Source organism: Georgenia sp. H159, assembly GCF_035607575.1.
In the GTDB taxonomy this organism is placed as follows: Bacteria; Actinomycetota; Actinomycetes; order Actinomycetales; family Actinomycetaceae; genus Oceanitalea.
Genome location: NZ_JAYDZY010000007.1, coordinates 377069 through 396386, shown reverse-complemented (window position 1 = coordinate 396386; position 19318 = coordinate 377069). Strand labels below are relative to the sequence as shown.

General features: G+C 73.0%; 16 protein-coding genes. 10 read left to right on the top strand and 6 right to left on the bottom strand.

Going from position 1 to position 19318, the window contains the following annotated elements:
* Positions 1–477: 477 nt before the first annotated feature.
* A complete protein-coding gene (locus tag VR894_RS12410) occupies positions 478–1794 on the bottom strand; it encodes a lactate racemase domain-containing protein (RefSeq protein WP_324651958.1) in 1317 nt (438 codons plus the stop codon).
* A gap of 140 nt (positions 1795–1934) precedes the next feature.
* Between VR894_RS12410 and uxaC the strand changes: the two genes are divergently transcribed.
* Genes uxaC through VR894_RS12395 form a run of 3 tightly spaced genes read left to right on the top strand, consistent with a single transcriptional unit; the run spans position 1935 to position 6261 of the window.
* On the top strand, positions 1935–3368 hold the full coding sequence (uxaC, locus tag VR894_RS12405; protein ID WP_324651956.1) for a glucuronate isomerase: 1434 nt from the start codon (positions 1935–1937) through the stop codon (positions 3366–3368).
* The gene (locus VR894_RS12400) at positions 3365–4744 is read left to right on the top strand and encodes a mannitol dehydrogenase family protein (protein WP_324651955.1); all 1380 of its coding nucleotides are present in this window, start codon (positions 3365–3367) and stop codon (positions 4742–4744) included. Before uxaC ends, VR894_RS12400 begins: the two co-directional genes overlap by 4 nt.
* Positions 4745–4746: 2 nt before the next feature.
* A complete protein-coding gene (locus VR894_RS12395) occupies positions 4747–6261 on the top strand; it encodes a gluconokinase (RefSeq protein WP_324651954.1) in 1515 nt (504 codons plus the stop codon).
* A 71-nt stretch (positions 6262–6332) separates the two neighbouring features.
* Here the strand turns inward: VR894_RS12395 and VR894_RS12390 are convergent, their stop codons facing one another.
* Complete coding sequence (locus VR894_RS12390; protein WP_324651953.1) at positions 6333–7808, bottom strand: glutamate--cysteine ligase; 1476 nt, start codon at positions 7806–7808, stop codon at positions 6333–6335.
* 98 nt (positions 7809–7906) lie between these two features.
* On the opposite strand from VR894_RS12390, the gene VR894_RS12385 reads away from it, so the two are divergent.
* From VR894_RS12385 to VR894_RS12375, 3 genes are read left to right on the top strand one after another with little or no spacing between them, the layout of a single operon-like run.
* Positions 7907–9859 carry a metallophosphoesterase family protein gene (locus tag VR894_RS12385; protein WP_324651952.1) on the top strand — a complete coding sequence of 651 codons (1953 nt, stop codon included), beginning with the start codon at positions 7907–7909 and terminating at the stop codon, positions 9857–9859.
* Entirely contained in the window at positions 9856–10548 is a 693-nt protein-coding gene (locus VR894_RS12380) for a vitamin K epoxide reductase family protein (protein WP_324651951.1), read from the top strand. The genes VR894_RS12385 and VR894_RS12380 overlap by 4 nt, the downstream gene beginning before the upstream one ends.
* A complete protein-coding gene (locus VR894_RS12375) occupies positions 10545–11240 on the top strand; it encodes a metal-dependent transcriptional regulator (protein WP_324651949.1) in 696 nt (231 codons plus the stop codon). The genes VR894_RS12380 and VR894_RS12375 overlap by 4 nt, the downstream gene beginning before the upstream one ends.
* A 3-nt stretch (positions 11241–11243) precedes the next feature.
* Here VR894_RS12375 and VR894_RS12370 read toward each other — a convergent pair whose 3' ends face one another.
* Complete coding sequence (locus tag VR894_RS12370; protein ID WP_324651948.1) at positions 11244–11708, bottom strand: MarR family winged helix-turn-helix transcriptional regulator; 465 nt, start codon at positions 11706–11708, stop codon at positions 11244–11246.
* 47 nt (positions 11709–11755) lie between these two features.
* Here VR894_RS12370 and VR894_RS12365 point away from each other — a divergent pair, with 47 nt between their 5' ends.
* Complete coding sequence (locus VR894_RS12365; RefSeq protein ID WP_324651947.1) at positions 11756–12205, top strand: HIT family protein; 450 nt, start codon at positions 11756–11758, stop codon at positions 12203–12205.
* Between the two features lie 33 nt (positions 12206–12238).
* Here VR894_RS12365 and VR894_RS12360 read toward each other — a convergent pair whose 3' ends face one another.
* The 3 genes from VR894_RS12360 to VR894_RS12350 all read right to left on the bottom strand — a co-directional run bounded on the left by VR894_RS12360 (position 12239) and on the right by VR894_RS12350 (position 17331).
* The gene (locus VR894_RS12360; RefSeq protein WP_324651945.1) at positions 12239–15463 is read right to left on the bottom strand and encodes a DEAD/DEAH box helicase; all 3225 of its coding nucleotides are present in this window, start codon (positions 15461–15463) and stop codon (positions 12239–12241) included.
* Positions 15464–15544: 81 nt separating this feature from the next.
* Positions 15545–16300: an ABC transporter permease gene (locus VR894_RS12355; RefSeq protein WP_324651943.1), complete on the bottom strand. Its 756-nt coding sequence runs from the start codon at positions 16298–16300 to the stop codon at positions 15545–15547.
* Positions 16297–17331, bottom strand: a complete 1035-nt coding sequence (locus VR894_RS12350; RefSeq protein WP_324651942.1) for an ABC transporter ATP-binding protein — start codon at positions 17329–17331, stop codon at positions 16297–16299. Before VR894_RS12350 ends, VR894_RS12355 begins: the two co-directional genes overlap by 4 nt.
* A gap of 62 nt (positions 17332–17393) precedes the next feature.
* Here VR894_RS12350 and VR894_RS12345 point away from each other — a divergent pair, with 62 nt between their 5' ends.
* The 3 genes from VR894_RS12345 (at position 17394) to VR894_RS12335 (ending at position 19207) form a co-directional block, all read left to right on the top strand.
* Complete coding sequence (locus VR894_RS12345) at positions 17394–18416, top strand: helix-turn-helix transcriptional regulator (RefSeq protein WP_324651940.1); 1023 nt, start codon at positions 17394–17396, stop codon at positions 18414–18416.
* A gap of 138 nt (positions 18417–18554) precedes the next feature.
* Entirely contained in the window at positions 18555–18755 is a 201-nt protein-coding gene (locus tag VR894_RS12340; RefSeq protein WP_324651938.1) for a hypothetical protein, read from the top strand.
* Positions 18756–19027: 272 nt separating this feature from the next.
* Positions 19028–19207 carry a hypothetical protein gene (locus VR894_RS12335; protein ID WP_324651936.1) on the top strand — a complete coding sequence of 60 codons (180 nt, stop codon included), beginning with the start codon at positions 19028–19030 and terminating at the stop codon, positions 19205–19207.
* The last annotated feature ends 111 nt before the right edge of the window (positions 19208–19318 follow it).

Here is a 19318-nt window from a genome sequence, read left to right as displayed (position 1 = left end):
GCGGGGGGACCGCGGACCTGACCGTGGCCTACGGCCGCGCCGGTGACGAGGTCTACGTCGGGGACTGGGACGGCGACGGCACCGACACCCTGGGGGTGCGCCGCACCCCGTAACCCCCGGGCACACCTGGGCGCACGCAAGGCCCCGCACCACACCAGGTGCGGGGCCTTGCCGCGCATGAGGCAGACCCCGAACCCTTCGCCGACAGCGGAGTTGTTGCACCGTCAGGCGACCAGCGGTGGCGGTGTGGCAAACCCTTCGCCGACAGCGGAGTTGTTGCACCGTCAGGCGACCAGGGTGGGGGTGAGGCAGGAACCCTCGCCGACAGCGGCGTTGTCGCGCCGTTCAGGCGACCAGGGGGAGGCGCCGCGCCGGGTGCAACAACTCCGCTCTCGGCGACCAGAGGGGGGAACCTTCGCCGTGGCTGCAGGGACCCGACCAGTCATCCACCGCAGGGGCCCAGGTCGGGCTACGCGGCTAGGAGCCGTGGAGCTCGGTGTCGCGGTTCTCCAGCTTCTCCCGGGTGGACCACAGGCCGGCGGACGGCGTCGAGATGTAGAAGACCTCCTCGCCGTCGGGCAGGGTGTTCCACCCGTCCCTCATGACGGCGGGGTCGTAGCGTCGCTGCGCCTCCTCGACATCCATGTACTGGTAGCCCACCGACTCGATCTCCTCCTTACTCAGGTGACCGGGTGCGTAGGTGATCGTGAAGCGGCCCTCGGAGGACCCGTGGACGAGGTGAGCGGTGCCGTGGGGGATGTCCTGCATGTCGGCCTGCGTCCGGTAGAGGTCGATGACCTCGGCCTGGGAGAGGTAGCCGTACCTGCGGATGAGCGTGTCCACCTCCGGCTGCTCCCCGAAGCGCTCCACACCGGGGGCGATGACGAGCAGCTCGCCGCCGTCGGCGATCGCCATCCGGGTGCGGTAGACGGCCTTGTTCGCCACCCACGTCGCCCGGAACTCGTCGGCCTGCATGACCGCGACGACCTTCTTCGCGGGCTCGTCGAAGAGGGTGAAGTTCTGCTCGCGGGAGGCGCGGGCGGCGTCGTAGTACGTCTCGACGTCGTCGCCCACGTACACGCCGGTGTGGGCCAGCTTCCCGTCGTCGTCGTAGTCCATGACCACCTGGAGGTAGACGTCCGGGAGGTCGGCGAGGAAGTGCTCCTCGGCGTAGTTGAAGCAGGCCCGCACGGGCGTGAGGAGGTTGCCGAGGTTGTTCTCGATGCCGTAGACGGCCGAGGCCATGTGCGAGGCGCCGAGCAGCCGCTTGCCGCCCAGGCCGATGAAGTAGTTCTTGTTGTGGTTGGCGAACCCGAGGACCTCGTGCGGCACGACGTGGCCGACGTTGATGATGAGGTCCCACTGCTCGGTGACGAGCATGGTGTTGAGGTCGACCGGCATCTCCCAGTCGACGGCGCCGCCCGTCTGCTCGCGGACGAACTCCGCGGGCACCGTGCCCACGTTCGTCACGCCGTTCTTCCAGTCGTGCGCGTGGATGCGCTCCTCGGGGATGGAGCCGAACATCCACCGGTTGTCCTCCGGGGTGTGCGGCACGTGCTGCCCGAGCGTGGGGATGACGTGCACCTCGGTGCCCCCGGCGTCGAGCCGGTGGTAGAGGTACTCGGTCATCCAGCCGGTGCCCGAGTGGGCACGGGTGAGGTCCGGCGGCAGGAGGAGGACGCGACGGTACTCGGCGATCCCGAGCCGCTCCTTCGCCTCGTCGAGCAGCCGGTCGCACATCGCCTCGATCTGGGGCCGCGGGATGAAGCGGGCCTCCTCCTTGAACCACGTCATGGCTCGACGGTAGCGGCGGATGGACATCGCGTCATTCGGCGGGCCCGATGTGCTGCGGTGTGGTGGCAACCCATGGCAACCTGCTGGCAAGCAGTGGCAACTTCATTGCCGTGGGGGAGGGGCCTGGCGACGATGGCCTCATGAGCGCTGAGACGCAGGCATCCCTGCACGTCCACCCCGACCGTCTCCTCCCGGCACAGCCGGAGGTGCGGGAGGTGGCGCGCCGGTTGTACGCCGCCACCAAGGATCTCCCGATCATCTCGCCGCACAGCCACGTGCCCCCGCAGTGGCTCGTCGACAACGAGCCCTTCGCCGACCCCGCCTCGCTGCTGCTCGTGCCGGACCACTACGTCCTGCGCATGCTGCACGCCAACGGCGCCGAGCTGAGCGACCTGGGCCGTGGGCCCGACGGTCCGCTGCCGCTCGACGAGGCCGGAGCGCGCAAGGCCTGGCGCATCCTGTGCGAGAACTACCACCTCTTCCGCGGCACGCCCGTGAAGTACTGGTTCGACACGACCTTCGCCGAGGTCTTCGGGATCACCGAGGTGCCCAGCGCCGAGACCGCCGACGCCATCTACGACCGGATCGCGGCAGCGCTCGCGACCCCGGAGTTCCTCCCGCGCGCCCTGTTCGAGCGTTTCGGCATCTCCGTGCTGGCGACGACCGACGACCCGCTCGACGACCTCGCTCCGCACCGGGCCCTCGCCGAGGACCCGACCTTCACCGGGCGGGTCATCCCCACGTTCCGCCCCGACCGCTTCCTCGAGCTCGCCCGCCCGGACTGGCCCGAGCTGGCCCGCCGGCTGGGCGAGGTCGCCGACGTCGACACCGGCACCTACGCCGGGTACATCACCGCCCTGGAGACCCGCCGCCGGTACTTCAAGGAGCACGGCGCCGTGTCCTCCGACCACTCGCACTACGACGCCGGCACCGAGCCGCTCGAGGAGGCCGAGGCGGCGCGCATCTACGACGCCGCACTGCGCGGCGAGGTGAGCGCCGAGGACGCCACCGCCTTCCGTCGCCACATGATGAGCGAGACCGCCCGGATGGCCACCGAGGACGGGCTGGTCATGACCCTGCACCCGGCGGTCCGGCGCAACCACGACCCGGACAACCTCCGGCGGTACGGCGCCGACGTGGGGTCCGACATCCCGGTGCGCGTGGAGTTCACCGAGGCGCTGCGCCCCCTGCTGGGTCGGTACGGGAACCACCCGAACCTCACCCTCGTCGTCTTCACGATCGACGAGGACGTCTACTCCCGCGAGCTCGCGCCGATGGCCGGCTTCTACCGCTCGATGCACGTCGGCGTGCCGTGGTGGTTCCTCGATGCACCCGAGGCGATCCGCCGCTTCCGGGGGGCCGTCACCGAGACCGCCGGCTTCTACCGGACGTCCGGCTTCATCGACGACACCCGCGCCTTCCTGTCCATCCCCACGCGGCACGACATGTCCCGTCGCCTCGACGCCGCGTACCTCGCGGAGTTGGTGGCGGAGCACCGCCTCACCGAGGATGAGGCCCTGGCCACCGCCCACGACCTCGTCACGACGATCCCGAAGAAGGTGTTCAAGCTGTGACTGAGCGACTCAGCCGCCGCCCCGACCAGCCGGCCGCGCCGGTCCGCATCGCCCACCTCGGGCTCGGCAACTTCTTCCGGGCCCACCAGGCCTGGTACACGATGCACGCCGACGACGGCGCGGAGTGGGGGATCGCTGCCTTCACCGGTCGCCGGCCCGACGCTGCCCGCGCCCTCGCGCCGCAGGACGGGCTCTACACGCTCATCGTGCGCCGTCCGGAGGGCGACGACCTCGAGGTCGTCACCTCGGTGAGCGCCGCCCATGCCGCCGCCGACCACTCCGCGTGGCTGGAGTACCTGCGTGACCCGGCCGTCGCCGTCATCACGACCACCGTCACCGAGGCGGGCTACCTCCGCGGCCCTGACGGCGGGGTGGACACCGCCGACCCCGACGTCGTCGCGGACATCGAGACGCTGCGTCGCGACCCGGTCGCCCCGGTGAGAACCGTCCCCGGCAAGATCGTCGCGGGGCTCATCGCCCGACAGGCCGCCGACGGCGGTCCGATCACCGTCCTGCCGTGCGACAACCTGCCCGGCAACGGCGAGGTCGTCTCCCGGGTGGTGCGTGACCTCGCCGGTGCCGTCGACGAGGGCCTGCTGCCGTGGATCGAGGAGAACGTCGACTTCGCCAGCTCGATGGTCGACCGCATCACCCCGGCCGTCGGCCCCGAGGCCGCCGAGCTCGTCGAGCGCGAGCTGGGCGTCCAGGACGAATCCCCGGTCGCCACCGAGCCCTTCTCCGAGTGGGTCATCGCCGGCACCTTCCCGGCCGGCCGGCCGCGGTGGGAGACCGCCGGCGTCACCCTGGTGGAGGACGTCGAGCCCTACGAGCGCCGCAAGCTCCTGCTGCTCAACGGCGCCCACTCCCTCATGGCCTACGCCGGACCGATCCTCGGCCACGAGACCGTCGACGAGGCGTTCGCCGACGAGCAGGTCCGCGCCTGGGTCGAGCGGCTCTGGGACGACGCCGAGGCCAGCCTCGACGTCCCCGCGGAGGACGTCGCCGCCTACCGGGAGGCGCTGCGGGAGCGCTTCGCCAACCCGCGCATGCGCGACATCCTCGGCCGGATCGCTGCGGACGGCTCGCAGAAGCTGCCCGTGCGCCACGTCCCCGTGCTCCGCACCGAGCGTGGCGCCGGGCGGATGCCCGCGGGCGCCGTCGTCGCGGTCGCGGCCTGGATCGCGCACCTGCGCGGCGGGGGAGTGCCCGTCAAGGACGTCGCGGGGGACCGGTGGCAGCAGCTGGCGGCCGGCGACGACGAGCAGGCCGTGCGCACGGTCGTCGGCGAGCTCGCAGCGGACCTTGCCGACGACACCGAGCTCCTCTCCGCCGTCCTCGAGCAGCTGCGGGCCTTCGAGGCCGGAACGGCCCGCTGAGCATGAGCGTCGTCATCGGGATCGACGTCGGCACGACGACCGCGAAGGTCATCGCCGTCGACACCACCTCGTCCTGGCGCGTCGCCGCCTTCCGTGAGTACCAGCTCGCCGAGCCGCACCCGCGCTGGCAGGTGCAGAACCCGGCGATGGTGCTCGACGCGGTCGACCGGGCGCTGGCCGAGGTCGTCGTCGCGTGCGGCGGGCGGACGGTCGACGTCATCGGCGTCGGCTCGGCGATGCACGGCCTCGTCGCGCTCGACGAGGACCTGCGGCCCCTCACCGACATCATCACCTGGGCGGACACCCGGGCGTACGCCGAGGCCGCGGCGCTGCGCGCCGAGGGCCGGGCCCGGGAGCTGCTCCACCTCTCCGGGACGCCCGTCCACCCGATGAGCCCGCTCGTCAAGCTCCGGTGGTTCGCGGCCAACGACACGAGCACGGCCGGGCGGGCGCACCGCTGGGCCGGCCTCAAGGACCTCGTCCTGCTGCACCTCACGGGGAAGCTCGTCACCGAGCTGTCGACGGCGTCGGCCTCGGGCCTGCTCGACCTCGGCACCCGCACCTGGGCCGACTCCACGCTCGACCTCGCCGGCCTGCGGCGCGAGCAGCTGCCCGAGGTGCTGCCCACGACGGCGCTGCTCGAGCTGAGCCCGCAGGCGGCCGAGCGGGTGGGCCTGCCGGCCGGGATCCCGGTGAACACGGGCGCGACCGACGGTCCGCTCGGCAACCTGGGCACCGGCGCGATCGAGCCCGGCATCGCCGGCCTGTCGATGGGCACCAGCGGGGCCGTGCGCACCGTCGTGCCCGAGCCTCGGCTCGACGAGGGCGGCCGGCTGTTCTGCTACGCGCTGACCGACGACGCCTGGGTGACGGGGGCGGCGATCAGCAACGGCGGCGTCGTCGCGCGCTGGGCCGGTGAGGTCTACGCGCCCGACGTGCCGCCCGGTCCCCTGCGTGACGTCCAGGTCCTCGCGATGGCCGAGCAGGTGCCCGCGGGAAGCGACGGGCTCGTCATGCTGCCCTACCTGCTCGGTGAGCGTGCCCCGCTCTGGGACCCGGAGCTCACCGGCGCGTTCCTGGGCGTGCGGCACGCTCACGGGCGCGGCCACTTCATCCGGGCCGCGATCGAGGGCGTCGCCCTGCAGATGGCGAGCATCGTCGACGTCCTGGACAGCGTCACCCCGATCACCGAGGTGCGCTGCACCGGCGGGGTGTTCCGTGCGGACCTGTGGCGCACGGTCATGGCCGCGACCGTCGGACGTCCGCTCGTGCCCACCGACGACGCGGAGGGCTCGGCGCTCGGCTCGGCGATCCTCGCGCTCTACGCCACCGGCCGGGCCGAGTCCCTCGCCGCCGGCCTGGAGATGCTCAGCCCGCGCGGCGAGGTGCCCGACCCGATCACGGTGCTCCCCGAGGACCGGACGGCGTACGCCGGCCTGCGGGGCCGGGCGGCGCACCTGCTCGGTGCCTACGACGAGCTGCAGGCCTACCTCGAGGCGCTCGAGCCGAGCAGCTGACGTCGCGAGCTTGGTCCCTGGTCGCAGGGACCCAGCGCCGTTGACGGGGGTCGGTGGCCGGCCGGGTGCGGTCAGGGCACCGGCCAGGTGTGGACCGGCTCGTTGCTGTGCATGGCCTCGACGTAGTCCCGCATCATGCGGTGCAGGGCCCCCTTGCGGTCGTGCCGGCGTGCCTCGTAGGCCTCGACGGTGGCCACCTGCCACGTCGCGCCGTTGCGGCCCAGGCGTGCCCGCGCCTCGATGATGTCCAGGAACCGGCCACCGACGGCGTCGTCCACGCCGAGCCGCTCGAGCCCTTTCGCCGCCATCGGCAGCAGCGTGCGCAGCACGAGCTCGTCGACGCCCACCTCGCCCGTCCCGGGCCAGTACATCCGTGCGGTGATGCCGTCCCGAGCGGCCGACTCGAAGTTCTCCCGGGCGGCGTCGAAGGACATCCGCGACCACAGCGGCCGCTCGTCGGTCACCAGGTCGACGACCAGCCCGTAGAAGAACGCCGCGTTCGCCAGCGTGTCCACGACGCTCGGCCCGGCGGGCAGCACCCGGTTCTCCACGCGCAGGTGCGGCTGTCCGTCCTGGACGTCGTAGATGGGGCGGTTCCACCGGTAGATCGTGCCGTTGTGCAGGCGCAGCTCCGCCAGCGAGGGTGTCCCGCCGCCGGCGAACACCGCGGCCGGGTCCTCCTCGCTGCTCACGGGCAGCAGCGCGGGGAAGTAGCGGACGTTCTCCTCGAAGAGGTCGAAGATCGAGGTGATCCAGTGGTCGCCGAAGAACACCCGCGGCCGGACGCCCTGGTTGCGCAGCTCGGGGGAGCGCGTGTCGGTCGACTGGAGGAAGGTCTCCACCCGCGTCTCGGCCTGGAGGTGGTGGCCGAAGAGGAAGGGGGAGTTGGCGGCCGTCGCCAGCTGCGGGCCGGCGAGCAGCTGGGCGGCGTTCCAGTAGGCGGCGTAGCGCTCGGGACGCACCTGCAGATGGAGCTGCGTCGAGGTGCAGGCCGCCTCCGCCACGATGGAGTCCATCGTCAGCGTGAGGGGTTCCCGCCCGCCGATCCGCAGCGTGATGTCCTCGCGGCGTGAGCTCATGACGGCCTCGTCGAGCGCCGCGTAGCGGTCGCTCTCGGTGAACCAGCCGCGACCCGCCGGCGGTGCAGGAAGCGTGGGCAGCGTCCCCACCATGACGATGTCCGCGCCGACGTCCCCCGCCCGGTCCCGGGCCCGGTTGAGGTTGCGGCGCAGGGCGGCCTCGAGCTGGTCGAGGGACTGGCCGTCGATGCGTCGTGGCTCGACGTTGAGCTCGATGGTGAACTTGCCCAGCTCCGTCTGGTAGGCCGGGTCGGCGATGCGCTCGAGAACCTCCTGGTTCCCGTGGAAGGGCCGCATGTCCGGGGTGACGAGGTCGAGCTCGATCTCCAGGCCGGTGCGCCACTCCTCCTCGACGAAGACGCCGGCGTCGAGCATCGCCTCCAGGGTGTCGAGGCAGTGGCGGATCTTCGCGCGGTACCGTGCGTGGTCCGAGCGGGTGAAGGTCGTGCCGGAGATCTTCTCGCCCATGGCCGCTCCTCGGGGTCGTGGGTGTGTCGAGTGTGAGAGAACCACATCGCGGACCGGTCGGCACGCGTTCGGGCGCTGCCGGTGGACAATGGCGGGTGATGGTGGACGACGACGAGCTCGACGACGGCGCCCCGGCCGCTGGTCGGCGGCAGCGCTGGCCCTGGTGGCACCGGCAGACGACGACGACGCGCCGTGTCATCCGCACCACCCTCGCCCTCGTCGTCACCGGCCTGCTCTCCGTGGGCGCGGGGGTCCTCACCGCCTCGACGGACTCCTCGCTGGGCCCGCACGCCGCCCACTACTCGGTGACGCCGCAGCACCAGATCGTCGTCGACCTCGGACCGCTCGGGCAGGTGCTCCTCGACTCGCCGCTGCCGTGGCCGCTGGGTGTGGAGGTGGTCGTCCAGGAGATCCCGCAGGAGCTCGCGGCCGTGTCGGCCAGCCCCGTGACCGGGCTCGCCGGGGACCTCGCCGCGTACGCGCAGCTCGTCTCACAGCCCGAGGCCGTCGTGGCGGACGCCGCGATGGCGCTGGTGCGCGATGCCGTCGGTCGCACGGTGCTCATCTGGTCGGCGCTGCTCCTCGTGATCTCGGGTGGGCGGCTGGCGTCGCGCGGCCTGCTGCGCACCGAGATCGCGCACGCGCTGCGGCGACCCGGTGTGGCACCGCTCGCCGGTGTGGTCGTGGCGACGCTGGTCGCCGTCCCCACCGTCTCCGCGCTGCGGGACCGTCCCGTCCAGGGCACGACCATCAGTGCCCTCGCCGGCACGCCGATGGAGGACCTGCGTATGACGGGCCGCATGGCCCAGCTCATCGACACCTACGGCGGGTACCTCGTGGACGCCTACGAGGAGAACGAGGCCTTCTACGCGTCGGTCACCGAGAACCTCGAGGCCGCCTACGCGGCCAACCGTGCACCGCAGCGCCCGCCGGGCATCCCGATCGTCAGCCCCACCCCGACGGACCCGGCAGCGACGCAGGAACCCCCGCCGGCCGACGACGCGGCCCCGCCCGCCGACGACAGCACCGGCACCGTCGCGCCGCCCGGTGCGGGCGACGCTCCGGCTGCGGACGACGGCGCGCCCGCCGCCCCGCCGGCCACCGGGCCCGACGCACCCGCGGATCCCTCGCCGGCGGCGAGTGGCACGCCGACCGTAGACGCCATCGCCCCGGAGGTGCCCTTCCCAGGGGCCACCCCGGCGGCGACCGAACGTCCCGCCCGGGTGGAGCCGGTGACCTTCCTCCACGCCACCGACCTGCACTGCAACGTCGGGATGGGCCCGGTCCTTGCCCGGGCGATCGAGCTCAGCGGCGCCCAGGCGCTGCTGGACACCGGCGACACCGTGATGAGCGGGACCTCGGTGGAGTCCTACTGCGTCAACGCCTTCGCGGGTGCGGTCCCCGACGACGTCCCGATCGTCGTGTCCACGGGGAACCACGACTCGGTCACCACGGCGGACCAGATGCGCGACGCCGGCTACCTCGTCCTCGGGGGCGAGGTCGTCGAGGTCGCCGGGGTGCAGATGCTCGGGGACACCGACCCCACGCTCACGGCGATCGGCGAGGGCACGCGCCAGGAGCGGGAGGAGACCGTCCCGGAGATGGGGGAGCGGCTCGCCGAGGCGGCATGCGCCGCCGACCGCGTTGACCTCCTGCTCGTCCACAACCCGCGCGCCGCGCTGCCCACCCTCGAGCAGGGTTGCGCGCAGCTGTCGCTGTCCGGCCACTGGCACCGCCGCGAGGGGCCCGAGGTCCTCGACCGCGGTGTGCGGTACGTCGGCTCCAGCGCCGCCGGCGCGTCCGGGGGCGCGACGATCGGCCCGCTCAACGGCTCCGCGGAGCTCACCGTGCTCCGCGTGGACGCCAACAGCGGCCGCCCGCTGGACTACCGGGTCATCACCATCAACCCCGACACGACCGTGGAGCTGGGCCGGTGGTACAGCTTCCCGAAGGTGGCAGACGTCGCCACGCCGAGCGGGGATACTGACGGGCAGCGGTCCACCGAGGACCCGACCGACGCGGAGACGTCCGCGGGAACGGAGCGCCGATGAGCCAGCAGCCACGGGCCGAGGAGGTCACCGACGGCGACGACGAGCTGCTCGCCGAGGAGCGCGCGCTCGCCGAGCTCGACCCGGCCCACGCCACCGAGCACCAGCTCGCCGGCGGAGCCCCGCGAGGGCTGGGCTGGCTGCTCACCATCGGCGGTGTGCTCGGCCTGTGGGCGTCGGTCATGCTCGTCCTGTCCCAGCAGACCCTGCTGCGCGACCCCGACGCGGCACTGGCGTGCGACGTCAACCCGCTCATCGGGTGCGGGAAGTTCATCCTCAGCTGGCAGGCCTCCGCCCTCGGGGTGCCCAACGCCCTGCTCGGCACGATCGCCTTCTCCGTCGTCACCGCCACCGGCGTCGCCCTCCTCGGCGGCGGGCACCTGCCCCGGCCGTACTGGCTGCTGCTCATGGCCGGCTCGGTGCTCGCCGCGGTGACGATCACGTGGTTCCAGTACCAGGCCTTCGTCGAGCTGCGGGGACTGTGCCCGTACTGCCTCGTCGTGTGGGCGGTGACCATCCCGATCGTCGTCAACGTCCTCGGCCGGGGCCTGCAGGGACGTCACCTGCCCGCCCCCGACGGGCTGCGTCGTTTCCTCGTGCAGGACAGGGCGCTGCTCATCACCGTCTGGTACGCCGTCGTGCTCCTGCTCATCGGCGTCGTCTTCTGGGACCAGTGGATGCTGATCCTGTGACTGCCTCGCACGGCGAGCTGCCCGCCTCCAACGTCACCCAGGACTACCTCAAGGCGATCTACGCCGCGGTCGAGTGGGGCGGGCCCGCCACCAGCGTCAGCGCACTCGCGGCGCGCATGGGGGTCTCGGCGTCGACCGCCTCGGAGACGGTGCGGCGCCTCGCGGACGAGGGGCTCGTGCACCACGAGCGCTACGGCGGCATCTCCCTCACCTCCCGCGGGCGGCACGCGGCGCTGGCGATGGTGCGCCGTCACCGGCTCATCGAGACGCTCCTCGTGGAGCACCTCGGGTACGAGTGGGACGAGGTCCACGACGAGGCCGAGGTGCTCGAGCACGCCGTCTCCGACCTCCTCGTCGAGCGCGTCGACGCGCTGCTCGGCCACCCGGTCCGCGACCCGCACGGTGACCCCATCCCGAGCCCGGACGGCGAGGTCTCCCTGCCGCCCACCCGTCCGCTGAGCGAGACCCCCGCCGGCGACGGTGGCCACGTGGTGCGCATCTCGGACGCCGAGCCGCAGGTCCTGCGTCACCTCGCCGACGTGGGGGTGCGGCTGGACGCGCACGTCACCGTCGTCGAGGCCCGGCCCTACGTCGGGACGACGCTGTTCACGGTCACCCAGCCGGGGCAGGCCGTGGGGGACGCGGTCGAGCTCGGCGACCCGGCCGTGGCCGCCGTGTGGGTCACGCGCTGACGCTCAGAGCCCGGGCTGCGCGCTGCGCAGCTTGTGCGCCAGGTGCTGGAGGGTGCGCAGCTCCTCCTCGTCGAGCGCGCCGCCCACGTACCGGCGGATCGAGCGCACGTGGTTGCGCCCGATCTCCCGCTGCAGCCTCGCCCCCTCCTCGGTGAGGGCGACGACGACGCCGCGTCCGTCGTCGGGGGCGGCGCGGCGCTCGACGAGCCCGCGGGCGGCGAGCCGGTCGACCATGCGGCTGACGCTGGGCTGGGAGATGAGGATGAGCTCGGTGAGCTCGCGCAGCCGCATCGCCCCGCCGTCGCCGCGGCTGAGCTGGAACAGCACGTCGTACTCACGGGAGCTGAGCGGCGCGAAGTCCTCGCCGGCCTCGAAGCGGCGCATGAGTGTCACCTGGGCGCGGAAGAGCTCCTCCCAGGCCTCCGCCGCCGTGCGGGTCGAGACGCCCTGCTCGTCCTGTCGTGCCACCGTGTTCCTTCCGTTCGCCCGATGGTAGTCGCCGATAGGCTCGGGCCATGAGCACCGTCTTCACCAAGATCATCGCCGGGCAGATCCCGGGTCGGTTCGTCTGGGCGGACGATGTCTGCGTGGTGTTCGCCACGATCGCCCCGATCACGGACGGGCACATGCTCGTCGTGCCGCGCGAGGAGGTCGACCAGTACACCGACGCATCCGACGAGCTGCTCGCGCACCTGTCCGCCGTCGCGAAGAGGGTCGGCCAGGCGCAGCGGGCCGTGTGGGACGCGCCGCGTGCTGCCGTACTCGTGGCGGGGTTCGAGGTGCCGCACCTGCACGTCCACGTGCTCCCCGCGTGGGACGAGGCCGCGCTGCGCTTCGACAACGCCCGGTCCGACGTCCCCGCCGAGCAGCTCGACGCCGCCGCGGAAAAGGTTCGCGAGGCGCTGCGGGCCGCGGGCCACGGCGCGCACGTGCCCGCGGAACTGGGGTCGCCGCAGCTCGGCTGAGCCTCGTCCGGGTGGCCGCGGCCCGGCGCAGGGTCAGGTGAGGAGCTCGCGGATGTCGTCGGCGCTCAGGGGCGAGGACGCGCCGGTGCCGCCGGCGAGGACGCGGTCGAAGAGCTCGCGCTTGCGGTCGGCCAGGGCCATGACCTTCTCCTCGATCGTCCCCTCGGCGACCATCCGGTAGACCATGACGGTGCGGTCCTGGCCGATGCGGTGGGTGCGGTCGATGGCCTGGGCCTCGACGGCCGGGTTCCACCACGGGTCGAGCATGAAGCAGTAGTCCGCCTCGGTGAGGTTGAGCCCGAAGCCTCCGGCCTTGAGACTGATGAGGAACACCGGCGCATGCCCCTCCTTGAACTCCCGGATGCGGGCAGGGCGGTTGGAGGTGCTGCCGTCGAGGTAGCAGTAGTCGACGCCCTGCTGGTCGAGCCGGTCGCGCACCAGCCCGAGGTAGCCGGTGAACTGGCTGAACACCAGCGCCCGGTGCCCCTCGGCCACCACCTCCTCGAGCAGCTCGAGGAACGCCTCGGCCTTGCTCGAGCCCACGCCCTCGTAGGCGTCGTCGACGAGCTCGGGTGCCAGGGCCAGCTGCCGCAGCAGGGTGAGGGAGCGGAAGATGGTGAAGCGGTTCTTCGTGAGGTCGTCGACCAGCCCGAGGATCTTGCGCCGCTCACGCGCCAGGTGGGTGTCGTAGATCTTGCGGTGGCGCGCGGTCAGCGGCACCGTGAGCACCTGCTCCTGCTTGGGCGGCAGCTCACCGGCGACCTCTTCCTTGGTGCGGCGCTTGACGAACGGCCGGGTGCGCCGGCGCAGCCGGTCCAGCGCGGCCGCGTCCTTGTCCCGTTCGATCGGTGTGCGGTAGTTCTCGGTGAAGGTGCCGGGATCGGGGAACAGGCCGGGGGCCGTGATGGACAGCAGCGCCCACAGGTCCATGAGGCTGTTCTCCAGCGGTGTCCCGGAGATCGCCAGCTTGACCGGGGCGTCGAGGCGGCGGGCGCACACGTGCGTCTTGGCCTGGTGGTTCTTGACGAACTGGGCCTCGTCGAGGACGAGCGCCGACCAGCCCAGCGCGTCGTAGGACGCGAAGTCGATGCGGAGCAGGGTGTAGGACGTGATGACGACGTCGGCCCCCGCGACGTGCTCGGCGAGCGGGACACCGGCCTTGGCGGAGGTCCGCTCCACCGTCTGGACGGTCAGGCGGGGGGTGAAGCGCTCGGCCTCGCTGGCCCACCCGCCGACGACGGAGGTCGGGGCGACGACGAGCACCGGGTGGTCCAGTCGCCCTGTCTCCTTGGCCCGCGCGACGACGGCGAGGGTCTGGAGGGTCTTGCCCAGGCCCATGTCGTCCGCGAGGATCCCGCCGAGCCCGGCGTCCCACAGGGTGGCGAGCCACTCGACGCCCTCGCGCTGGTAGCCGCGGAGCTCGGCGCGCAGACCCGTCGGCAGCTCGACGGCACCCGGCGCCGGCCCGGACAGCAGCGCGCTCACCGTGCGCTGCCAGCGCTCGCTCTGCGCGTCGACGATCCCGAGCGTGCGCAGCTCCTGCCACAGGTCGGCCTGGTAGGGCGTGACCCGCAGTGTGCCGGACTCCTCGTCGTGCATCCCGCCGGCCTCGCGGATGAGCTGGCGCAGCTGCTCGAGCTCGGGCCGGTCGAGGCTGACGTAGCTGCCCGAGGGAAGGAAGAGGTGCTCCTCCCCGGTGGCGAGCGCCCGGAAGAGGGTCCCGAAGGGGACGGGCTCACCGTCGAGCTCGACGGCGACCTCGAGGTCGAACCAGTCACCCTCCGGGGAGTCGGCGGCGGTGAGCCGGACGGTGGGGGCCTCCTCCACGAGGCGGTAGTCGGGCACCTCACCCGTGACCTCGACGACGACGGCGGGATTCTGCTCCCGCAGGCGCGCGAGCCCGTCGGTGGTGAAGTCCGCGGCGTCGACGCGGCGGAGCTCGGCGACCGGGGCGGGACCGCGGGCCGGCGGGGCGGCCCGCAGCTGGGGGAAGCCCACGGGCAGGGAGAGCTCCTCGAGCATCCGCTGCTCGCGCGGGAGGTCACGGACCCACCCGGCCGCGGGGCCGCCGTCGTCGTCGACGGGCTGGGCGACGGGGACGTCGGTGACCGTGCCGGTGGTGCGGTACCGGAAGGCCCAGCTGAGCCGGGCGACGGCGCCGGGCAGGTGGGCGACGGTGAGCACGAGGACCGGGGCGATGACGTCGGGGAGGTCGACCGCGCCGTCGGAGGACCGGACCGGCAGCAGCCGGCGCAGCCGGGGGTAGAAGTCGCGGCGGAACCGCTCCACGCCGTCGGGCGGGATGTGCAGCGCCTCGCCGGTGACGAGCTCGGAGGCGCCGGCGGGCAGCGGCCGGGCGAGGGGGGCGAGCAGCAGCCCGTCGTCGCTCACCGCGACCCCGTGGACCGGGTGTCCGACGAAGGCGACGGCGTGCGCGCCGACCGTGCGGCCCGCGACGGTGACGACGGGCCCGACGCGCACGCCGTCGGCGAGCGGGTGCTCGGTGACGTCGAGGGTGACCTCGGCGGGCACCGCGCTGAGCGTGACGTCCCCGGCGAGGCCGCGGTGGGGGACGAGGGCGACCCCGGCATCGACGGCCTGGCGCAGGAGGGGCCACACGGCGCTGCCGAGCTCGTCGAGGTAGACGTGCTTGGCGTACGCGTGGGAGTGGGAGGCGATGAGGGCACGCAGCGCCTCGACGTGGGCGGGGTCGTAGCGGCCCCACGACCAGCGCACGTTCTGCCAGCTCACCCCGGTGCGCACCCAGGTGCCCTTGACGCCCCGGGTCACCGGGGCGATGCGCACACGCGCGGCGGTGCGCCCGGCCGCGGCGAGCGAGCCGCGGTCCACCACCCGCTCGAGCTGGAGGCCGAGCGGGTCGCCGGAGCCGGTGGAGCCGCTGACGGCGTCGTCCAGCGCCTGCTCCCAGTCCGGCTGGGCGCGGCCGGTGTCCCGGGCGGCGACGATGGTGGCGACCCCGTGCTTGCAGTCCACGGCCACCGGGCACGTGCAGTGGATGGAGACCTCGCCGCCGATCCCGAGGAGCACGAAGCTCTGGTAGGTCTTGGTGCCGCTCCCGCGGACGGTGGCGAACAGCGCACGCTCGCCCGGGTCGACGTGCAGGCGCTGGACCATGCCGCGCCGGGCGTAGCCGGTCCCCCGCTCGATCGTGCCGGGGTCGAGCTGGCGGTGCAGGGCGGCGTCGTCGGGCAGCGACAGCTGGGCGAGGGCCCGGGCGTCGCTCTCGGTCAGCTGCACCCACCTACGGTAACCGCGGGCACCGACACGGCGGGACGGCCGTCGGCCGTCCCGCCGTGGGCTCTCGGGGGACCGGTCGGCTCAGATGCTCCGGCGCATCATCCGGATGCCCACCGTGAGCCCGACCGCCGCCAGCAGCACTGCCGCGAGGGCGCCCTGCCACACGGCCGAGGCGCCGAGGTCCCCGTTGAACAGTGCCCGCTCCGCCTCGACGAGGTAGGTGAGCGGGTTGAGGTTCGCCAGCACCTGCATCCACCGGGGTGCGGCGTCGAGCGGCAGGAGCATCCCGGACAGGATCATGAGCGGGAAGATGAGCGCCTGCTGCACTGCCCAGAACATCCAGTCGCGCTCGCGCGCGGCGATGCCCAGGGAGTAGCTGAGCGCGCCGAGCCCGATCCCGAACGCGGCGAGCACGACCAGCCCGACCGCCATGCCGGGCAGGTGGGGCCGGAACCCGAAGACCGCGGCGACGAGGGTGATGACGACGGCCTGGACGGTGAGCGGCACCATCTCCTTCAGCGCCCGTCCGACCATGAGCGCCGAGCGGGCGACGGGCGTGACGAGCATCCGCTCGTGGGAGCCGGACTGGAGCTCGAAGAGCAGGTTCGAGCCCGCCATCGCCGTGCCGAAGAGCGTGCTCATGACGATGATGCCGGGCACGAACCACTGGAAGGACTCGGCCAGCGGCAGCCCGGTCATGCCGCTGAGCAGGGGCCCGAAGAAGGCGAGGAAGACGAGTGGCTGGAGCAGGGAGAAGATGACGCTGAAGGGGTCGCGCAGCACCGGCCACAGCTCGCGGACGAGGACGTTGCGGGTGTCGACGAGGACGGAGCTCACTGGATGCCTCCGGGGGTGAGGGCGGGCTGGGCGGGGGAGTCGACGTCGGCGGCCTCACGCAGGCTGCGTCCGGTGAGCCGGAGGAAGACGTCGTCGAGGGTCGGCTGGTGGAGCTCGGCGGCCACCACCCGGTGGCCGGCGGCCGCGAGGGTGGCGAGGAGGCCGGGCAGCACGCGGTCCCCGTGGTCGACGACGACGGCGTACCGCACCGCGGCGCCCTCGGGCACCTCGACGGGGGTGTGCTCGACGGCGTCGGTCCCGGTGGCGACGTGGCGCAGGGTGTCCAGCACGCCGGGCGCCGACCCGGCCACGGTGAGGACGATGCGGTCACCGGCGAGGTTCGCCTTGAGCCGGGAGGCGGTGTCATCGGCGATGAGCCGGCCGTGGTCGACGACCATGACGCGCTCGGCGAAGCGGTCCGCCTCGTCGAGGTAGTGGGTGGTGAGGAAGAGCGTCATCCCGTAGCGCTCCCGGAGCGTGAGGATGTGCTCCCACAGGTTGGACCGGGACTGGGGGTCGAGCCCGGTGGACGGCTCGTCGAGGAAGAGCAGCCGGGGAGCGGGGACGAGACCGAGTGCGATGTCGACGCGGCGGCGCTGACCGCCGGAGAGCGTCATCGTCGTGCGGGTGGCGATGTCGGTGAGACCGAGGACCTCGATGAGCTCGTCGGCGCGCTGCCGCCGCTCGACGCGTCCGAGGCCGTAGAAGGCGCCCTGGGAGACGAGCTCGTCGCGGACGCGGTAGTACTGCGCGGCCCCGTTCTTCTGGCCGATGTAGCCGATGGCCCGGCGCACGTCGTCCGGCTGCCGGGCGATGTCGAAACCGCAGACCGTCGCGTGGCCGCTGGTCGGGGGGAGCAGGGTGGTGAGCATGCGCAGGGAGGTGGACTTGCCGGCGCCGTTGGGTCCGAGGAAGGCCGTGAGGCTGCCGGGCTCGATGTCCATGGTGAGGTCGCTGACCGCGACGACCTCCTCGCCGCCCTTGCGGCGGAAGGTCTTGGAGAGCTCGCGAGTACTGATGATCGGAGTCATGGCAGGACGGTAGCGACCGATGAGGCCAGATCCTGACCGCAATAGCGGGTAGGTTTCCTCGCATGTCCGACCCCACCGCCCGCGCGCTGCGGCTGCTCTCGCTCCTGCAGACCCACCGCTCCTGGACGGGCCGCGAGCTCCGGGAGCGCCTGGGCGTCAGTGCGCGCACGCTGCGCCGCGACGTCGACCGGCTCCGCGAGCTCGGCTACGAGGTCAGTGCCCGTCCCGGGGTCGACGGCGGGTACCAGCTGGCCACGGGCGGTCGCCTGCCACCGCTCCTCCTCGACGACGACGAGGCCGTGGCGATCGCCGTCGGGCTGCGGATGGCCGCCGTGCAGGGGCTGGGCGAGCAGACGGCGCTCAGCGCGCTGGTCAAGCTCGAGCAGATGCTCGCGCCGCACCTGCGCCGGCGGGTGTCGGCGCTCCAGGAGTACGCGGTTCCGGCGGGTGGGCGCGGGCAGCAGGTGGATGCCGACGTCGTCGCCGAGCTGGCGCTCGCCTGCCGGGACCACGAGCGGGTGCGCTTCGCCTACGTGACCGCGCTCGGCGTCGAGCGCTCCCGCCACGTCGAGCCGCACACGCTCGTCTCGAACGGACCGCGCTGGTACCTCCTGTGCTGGGACCTCGACCGGGAGGACTGGCGCACCTTCCGCCTCGACCGCCTCTCCCGGCTGCTGCGCACCGGGGTGCGGACCCAGCCACGGGAGCTCCCGGTCGACGACCCCACCGAGATGGTCCTGGCGACCGACACGGACAGCGAGACCTACCCGCTCGAGGCCGTCGCCCACCTCGACCTGCCGCTCGCGGAGATGCAGCAGTACTTCGGGGTCTGGGCGACCGGAGCGACGGCGAACGAGGCGGGCGGGACCGACTGGCCGGTGGCGGGCGCCACCCTTCCCGACCTCGTCTACGGGCCGGCGTGGATCCCGCCGGAGGTCGCGTGGACGGTCACGGGCAGCGAGGCGGCGGTGCAGGCGCTGGCCGGGTTCGGCGAGCGGCTCACCCGCGCCGTCCGGGAGGGTCAGGGCGGTGACCAGCGACCCGACGCGCCCCCCGACGGCCCCGCCGACCTTCCCACGATGTGAGACACTTGTCGGGAAGCTGGTGGCGACGACGTCCTCAGCAGGGCGTCGCCGTCACCGACGACACACCCGGCCGACCCGGCCGGGTGGGACGAGTGCCCGGCCGACCCGGCAGGGCCGACGAAGGGACGTGGTACCACCATGCAGAGGATGCTCGGGGACGACTTCGCCCGACGCATGAACATCCCGCTGGCAGACATCGTCTACCTCCAGCAGCGCCCGGTCACGCTCATGCCGCGCCGCCTCCACCGCCGGTGGCACCGGCTGCGGCAGCAGCACGTCGCGCGGCTCGGTGACGCCCGCCTCCACGGCCACGACGCCGCGGGCCGCCGCGCCCGCTGACCGGACCGGCCGACGCTCCCGCCGAGCCGCTCGGCGGGAGCCGTCCCACGCGGCAGCACCGGCTCGTACCCGCCGGCGTGGAACCACCGGCGATAAATGAGTGGCTCCCCTCCGGCGTCCCCTGGCAGGGTGCTGCCCATGGCCTTCCGACTGCCTCACTAGCAGACCCCGTCGCCGCTGGGATCCGACGACGAGGTCGAGATCCCGGTGCAGCCCGGAGCCCTGCCGTCGTGCTCGACGGCTACACCACCACAGAGAACCAGGGGAAAGTCATGTCTTCGATCATGCTCGGCGACATGTCCGCCAGCAGCATGGGAATGCCACTCGCGGACTACGTGCACCTGCAGCGTCGTCCGGCCACGCGCGTCCTGCGCGGCCGCCGGGGACGCTGGGCGGGGATCGCTCCCCGCGCCGCGGTGCGCAACGCGTCGCTGCCCGCACGGTCATGGTGACCGTCAGCAGCACCCGACCCGGGCCCGGCACGCACCACGCGTGCCGGGCCCTCGCCTTGTCCTCCGCGCGGGCGCGGCGGCCGGCCGGCACCTCGCAGCCGATGAGTTCGC